Raw genomic sequence first — 2,618 nt, 5'->3', positions numbered from 1 at the left:
TGCCGGCCCCGGCGCGCCGCCCGGTGCGGGCGCCGGCTCCCACGCGTGCCGGGCTGCGCAGACGCCGGCCGCCCTGGGTGCTGATGTACCACTCGGTCTCCGCCTGCACCGACGACCCGTACCGGATCACGGTCTCCCCGTACCGTCTCGACCGGCAGTTGCGCTGGCTGCGCGACCGCGGTCTGACGGGCGTGAGCGTCGGCGAGCTGATGCGGGCGAGGGCCGCCGGGCGCACCAGGGGGCTCGTCGGGCTGACCTTCGACGACGGCTACGCCGACTTCGTCGACAGCGCGCTGCCGCTGCTGCGCCGCCACGGCTGCACCGCCACCGTCTTCGCCCTGCCCGGACGGCTCGGCGGCGAGAACGCCTGGGACGAACTCGGCCCGCGCAAGCCGCTGTTGAGCGCCGACGGTCTCCGCGCCGCGGCCGAGGCGGGCATGGAGATCGGCTCGCACGGTCTGACGCACACCGACCTGACGACCGCCGACGACGCCACGCTCACGGCGGAGACGCAGCACAGCCGCGCCCTGCTGGCGGAGGTCACCGGCACCGCGCCGGAGGGCTTCTGCTACCCGTACGGGACGGTCGACGAGCGCGCGGTGCGTGCCGTACGGGCCGCGGGGTACGGCTACGCCTGCGCGATCGACCCCGGATCGCTGACCTCCCGGCACGCTCTGCCGAGGGTGCACATCGACGCGTCCGACACCGCCGTACGGCTGTTCCTGAAGCGGATGCTGAACCCGGTGCGCCGCAGGCCGCTCCCGGCGGACGAGGACACGGGCACGGATGTGGGCGCGGGCGCGGGAACGGGCACGGGCGCGGCACCCGCCGACGACGCACCGGGCACCCCCGCCGGTCACACGGCGGACGCCGGGAACGAAGCTGCCACCGGGAACCAAGCGGGCGGCGCCCGATGAAAGTCGCGCACATCATCACCGGCCTCGGAGTGGGCGGCGCCGAACAGCAGTTGAGGCTGATGCTCCGTCATCTGCCCGCCCGCTGCGACGTGTTCACGCTGACCGAGCCCGGCTCCGTCGCGCGGGGCATCCTCGCCGACGGGCACCGCGTGACCCACCTCGGCATGACCGGCAACCTCGACATGACCGTGATGCCGCTGCTGGTGCACCTGCTCAAGGGCGGCCGCTACGACCTCGTCCACACCCACCTCTACCGGGCCTGTCTGTACGGACGGCTCGCCGCCCGCCTCGCCGGGATCCGCGCCGTGGTCGCCACGGAGCACTCCCTCGGGGACGACACGATCGAGGGCCGGCCGCTCAACGCCGGTGTACGGGCGATGTATCTCGCCTCCGAGCGGCTGGGCAGCGCGACGGTCGCCGTCTCCGACACCGTCGCGCAGCGGCTGCGGCGCTGGGGCGTACCGGCGTCGCGCGTGCACACAGTGCCCAACGGCATCGACGCGCGCCGCTTCCGCTTCGACCCCGAGGTGCGCGCCGCCACCCGGCGGCGGCTCGGCGTCCCCGACGAGGCGTTCGTCGTCGGCGGGGTCGGCAGGCTCGTACCGGGCAAGCACTTCGAGACGCTCGTACGGGCCGTCGCCGTTCTGCCCGACGCACGGCTGCTGCTGGCCGGCGACGGTCCCGAACGGGAGGCCCTCCAGGGCATCGCCGCGGCGCTCGGCGCGCTCGACCGGATCCATCTGCTCGGCGAGTGCGACGGTACGGCGACTCCCGGCGGCGAGCCCGCGCAGGCGATTCCGGATCTGCTCGCGGCCATGGACGTCTTCGTCTCGCCGTCGTCCGAGGAGACGTTCGGGCTCGCCGTGCTGGAAGCCCTCGCGTCCGGGCTTCCGGCGCTGCACGTCACCTGTCCCGCGATCGACGACCTGCCGTCCGACGAGGCTCCCGGCGCCGTCCGCATCGGCACCGGGGTGCCCGAACTCACCGCGCTCCTCTGCCGGTACCGGGACGCCGGGCCGCGGCGGCTGCCCGTGCCGCCCGTCGTCGAGCGCTACGACATCGCCCGCAGCGCGGAACGGCTCATGGCCGTCTACCGCGCCGCGACGGGCGCACCGCAACTGCCCGCACCGGCGCCCGCGGCGGCGACGCCCGTACCGGCGCCGGCATCCCTAACCGTGACATCGAGGTGAGTCCTGCCATGCCCAAAGCCGCACAGGGATCTGCCAAGTCCCCCGCCGCGGGCGGCTCGGCGCGTACGAAGAACTCCCGGCGCGGAGCCCGCTCCTCGGACTCCGCGCCGGCGAAGAGCACCACCGGTTCCGGGGAGGCCGCGCAGAGCGACGCCGCGAAGCCGGACCCGGACGGGACGGAGGCGAAGCCGGAGACGGAGACGGAGACGGAGACGGCACCCGAAGCCAAGGCGACGTCCGCTGCGAAGTCGGCCCCCGCGGCGAAGTCGGCGCCCGCGACCGGGAACAGAGCGCAGACCGGGGACAAGCCGGAGACGGAGGCGGCCCGCACGGCGGACGCCTCGTCCGGCAAGAAGCCCAAGACCGGTGCCGCCCCGTCCGGTGCGTCGGCGGACCGGCCGGCGGAGCCGGAGGGCGCATGGGTGCGCACCGCGGCGTCCGCGGCCGCCGCCACGTCCCAGGCGGGCAGCGCGCGGACCGTACGGAACGGACAGCCGCTGCGGAACGGACA

3 protein-coding genes are annotated in these 2,618 nt (G+C 75.1%); all 3 read left to right on the top strand.

The window, feature by feature from the left end; translation table 11 throughout:
* Positions 1 to 83: 83 nt before the first annotated feature.
* Complete coding sequence (locus AN218_RS16240; RefSeq protein WP_079132232.1) at positions 84 to 917, top strand: polysaccharide deacetylase family protein; 834 nt, start codon at positions 84 to 86, stop codon at positions 915 to 917.
* On the top strand, positions 914 to 2,107 hold the full coding sequence (locus AN218_RS16235; protein ID WP_070017606.1) for a glycosyltransferase: 1,194 nt from the start codon (positions 914 to 916) through the stop codon (positions 2,105 to 2,107). Before AN218_RS16240 ends, AN218_RS16235 begins: the two co-directional genes overlap by 4 nt.
* A gap of 8 nt (positions 2,108 to 2,115) precedes the next feature.
* Positions 2,116 to 2,618: hypothetical protein (locus tag AN218_RS36755; RefSeq protein WP_216311774.1), on the top strand; the 503-nt coding region annotated here is incomplete at its 3' end.

It is taken from the genome of Streptomyces nanshensis (genome assembly GCF_001751255.1).
Lineage (GTDB): Bacteria > Actinomycetota > Actinomycetes > Streptomycetales > Streptomycetaceae > Streptomyces > Streptomyces nanshensis_A.
This window is presented reverse-complemented; position numbering and strand designations above follow the sequence as displayed.

Coding starts and splice junctions, on each gene's coding strand:
- AN218_RS16240 (WP_079132232.1), top strand. CDS start 84: ATGTACCACTCGGTCTCCGCCTGCACCGACGACCCGTACCGGATCACG.
- AN218_RS16235 (WP_070017606.1), top strand. CDS start 914: ATGAAAGTCGCGCACATCATCACCGGCCTCGGAGTGGGCGGCGCCGAA.